The organism is Paraburkholderia mimosarum LMG 23256 = NBRC 106338 (genome assembly GCF_000739815.1).
Lineage (GTDB): Bacteria > Pseudomonadota > Gammaproteobacteria > Burkholderiales > Burkholderiaceae > Paraburkholderia > Paraburkholderia mimosarum.
Window position 1 is genome coordinate 1 of the sequence record NZ_BBJJ01000193.1, and the last position, 3,387, is coordinate 3,387.

A 3,387-nucleotide genomic window follows, 5' to 3' on the forward strand; every position below is an offset into this window, starting at 1 on the left:
AGTGGAGCCGGAGGTGTAGATCACGTAAGCGAGATGGCGTGAGGTAAGGCCCGGTATCTGAGGATTGGTCTCGGGTTGTACGGGAGCGTCGTTGGGGTCGATCAGGGTGTAACCGGCCAACGCCCGGCTCAGTACCTCCTTGCCGGTCTGATCGGCCAGGACGATGGCGGGCTGGGCATCGGAGAGAATGTGAGTGAGTCGCTCTCCCGGATAGGCGGGGTCGAGTGGCACATAGGCGCCGCCGGCCTTGAGAATGGCCAGCAGACCGACGATCATGGCGGCAGAGCGCTCCACGCAGATGGCCACCCGGGTATCGGGCGTGACGCCCAGCGCGACGAGTTGATGGGCAAGCCTGTTGGCGCGCGCATTGAGTTGTGCATAGCTGAGCTGCTCGTCTTCGTGAACGATGGCCACGGCTTCGGGCGTTCGCTCCGTTTGCTCTTCGAACAACTGGTGGATGCACCGATCCAGTTGATATTCCGTCTCAGTTCGATTCCAAGTTTTCAACAACAAATCCCGCTCATCAGATTCAAGTAGATCGATACAGCCAATCGATTGAGTGCAATCGTCGACAATTGCACCTAACACTTTCAAGAAGCGTCTCTGATGAGCAATCAAATCAGCTTCCGAATAAATATCGGGGTTCGCATCGAAATCGATTCTCACCTCTCCGCCATCGGACGGCGAGTAAATCGAGACCATCAGGTCGTTGATCGTAGCATTGCCAAGATTATGTGTCGTCGACAAGCAAGAGCCGAACGACAAGCCATAATCGAAGGGCATCAGGTTTACGGTAGGGCCAAAAAGTGGCTGTGTGTGAAGCCGCTCGAGATCTCGCCTAAGCACTTCGCTACGATAACGTTGATGCCAGAGGCCTCGTTGAATTTGCTTAGCAGCCTGCCCCATTAATTCCGTTGCACTATTCTCATGGTGAACGGATAGTCGAATGGGTATGACGTTTGCCGTCATGCCGGGAGTCAAGCGATCCTCGCCCAAGCGGGCCGTGACAGTAAAACCCAGCGATATTTCCTCGGCGCCAGTAGATCGGTAGAGATAGGCGGCAACAGCTACCGTTATTTGATTTGCCAAGCGACTATGGTCATTAAAAAGTTCCCGTAGCGATTGAGATGAAATATAAGCAGTCTGGCGAAGGCGATGCCGTAATGCGGGCGCATACCGATTCGCTAACGTAACGGTGGCTGGCCAGTCCGAGCAACGTCTCATCCAGTATTTCTTGTCGCGTTCGAAAGCAAATGAGCCGCGATATCGTGCATCGTTTCCTAATAAATGTGATATGGGATAAAAATTGGATTTCTCTACTTTTTCCCCTCTAATGCGCATGCTGTAGAAATGCGCAACGCGACGCGCAACCAGTACGCCACTATGGCCATCCATCACACTATGGTGGTAACGTTGATACCAAATAAATCGATCAGAAGCAATCTTGAGTAACGCATAGTAAAATAGGGGATCCTGTTTCATATCGAACGGTATTTCGAAATTAACCTCCATCCATCTGGTAGCCTCTCTGGTGGGAGCTGCTTTTGAACTGAAATCGATAGTTGGCAACGACCAATCGAGGGATGGGGCTACGAATGCTCGGAGCGACCCGTTCGCCTCAATAAGTCGGCAACGTAAAGCTTCCGCTTCCTGAACCACTGCACGTAAAGATTCCTCGAACACTGCGGGATCAATGCAGCCGCGTATTTCGGTGTATTGTCCAATGTTGTGGACAGGGCTGCATGGGTTAATTTGTTCGGCAAGCCAGATCTCCGTCTGTGCTGAGGATGCCGCGAATAGTTGAGGACCGATGTCCTGACACGTGACAAGATTGCGCTCGCCGTCATCAATCCACACATTATCAGGATTCGCGTGCTGACCATTAGTAACAATCCGGTGATTCATGTTCTCCTCGCGACTCCATTACGACAATGACATTTGAAAAACTGATGCGCAATGATTCGGCTTCGGCGTTGTCGTCAGTTACGAATACGATTCGACGCTGGTGCGATAAATTGGGTGCATGCTTTGCGCACCGGGTGAAAGCGCCGCGTTGCAAGCCCGGCACCACATGGCACCTTGACGAAGTACTTGTGACGTTACACGGCGAGCCTTCTGATATGGCGCGCCGTCGATCAGCACGGTGCTGAACTCGATATCCTGCTACAGAAGCGCCGCCACAAGGCTGCAGCGAAGCGTTTTTTTCAAACCCGTACTTGCCGCGTGCTCTGCGGCACCGCGCGAGATGTCGAGACAAGGACCGCCACAAAGGAGCGCCCGCACTCCACGACCTCGCGCCTGCGCCGTGATCTTGTAGGCCCACGAGCGATGCGTCCCAAACGACGCGGTAACATCATTTGGATGCTCGGCTTGCGTCGGAGTAAGCGTACGTGGTCGACCTGTGCCTTTGGGACCAAGATCAAGAGCCTTTGCACAAACAGTAGAATTTAATAATGTGATTGCGATTCGACGGTGTTATGAACTTTCGGCCAGACCTGGGTACCCTGGCGGGATGAAAAAACGAAGAGCCTACCCAACGGATGTATCGGATGAAGAATGGTACTACGCCGCTCCGTATCTGACATTGATGAATCAGGACGCGCCTCAGCGTCGCTACGAATTGCGCGAGATGTTCAAGGCATTGCGCCGAATTGTCCGCGCGGGTGCACCGTGGCGTCTGCTGCCCAATGACTTTCCGCCGTGGGAGACGGTCTACCAGCAGACGCAGCGCTGGATTCCGGCAGGCTGTTTCGAGGCGATGGTCAATGACCTGCGTTCGATTATCCGGGTGGCGCAGGATCGCCGGGGTCAGCCCAGTGCAGTCATCCTCGATGGCCGTACGCTGCAGTCGACGTGCGAGAGCGGTCCAAGCGCAGGCTATGACGGGTACAAGCGTAAGAAAGGCAGCAAGGTGCACATGGCGGTAGATACATTGGGGCAGTTGCTTGCGGTGCATGTGACGCCGGCTAACGAACAGGAGCGTGCACAGGTCGGGAAACTGGCGCGACAGGTCAAGCAGGCCACGGGGCAGACAGTGAAAATCGCGTTCGCTGACCAGGGCTACAACGGCGAAGAGCCTGCACAGGCCGCGCTCGATGAAGGCATCGAGCTTCAAGTGGTCAGGTTGCCGGAGGCAAAAAAGGGCTTTGTACTGTTGCCGCGTCGTTGGGTGGTGGAACACAGCTTCGGCTGGCTTAACCGCTTCCGCCGACTGACCAGAGACTACGAGCGCTTGCCCGAAACCTTGGCCGGTCTGCATTTCGTCGTGTTCTCCGTGCTTATGCTCGTCCACTTTGCATTCCTTAACAAAAGTACATAACCGTCTAGCAAGCCACCAAAAGAATTTTTAATTTCAAACATATTGGAGTCCTTCGAATCAACGATAAG

At 54.1% G+C, this 3,387-nt stretch carries 2 protein-coding genes and 1 pseudogene; 2 read left to right on the forward strand and 1 reads right to left on the reverse strand.

Going from position 1 to position 3,387, the window contains the following annotated elements; translation table 11 throughout:
- Positions 1-1,905, reverse strand: a 1,905-nt coding sequence (locus tag BMI01S_RS40260) for a condensation domain-containing protein (RefSeq protein WP_156123907.1), incomplete at its 3' end; no start/stop codon positions are given.
- A gap of 55 nt (positions 1,906-1,960) precedes the next feature.
- Between BMI01S_RS40260 and BMI01S_RS43665 the strand changes: the two are divergent.
- Together BMI01S_RS43665 and BMI01S_RS36420 are read left to right on the forward strand one after the other, a co-directional pair.
- Positions 1,961-2,208: pseudogene (locus BMI01S_RS43665) on the forward strand (DDE-type integrase/transposase/recombinase); the annotation flags it as partial.
- A 304-nt stretch (positions 2,209-2,512) separates the two neighbouring features.
- Positions 2,513-3,319, forward strand: a complete 807-nt coding sequence (locus BMI01S_RS36420; protein WP_028233032.1) for an IS5 family transposase — start codon at positions 2,513-2,515, stop codon at positions 3,317-3,319.
- Positions 3,320-3,387: the final 68 nt, after the last annotated feature.

Excerpts from the sequence above, each read along its gene's own strand:
- BMI01S_RS36420 (WP_028233032.1), top strand. The coding sequence starts at position 2,513 with ATGAAAAAACGAAGAGCCTACCCAACGGATGTATCGGATGAAGAATGG.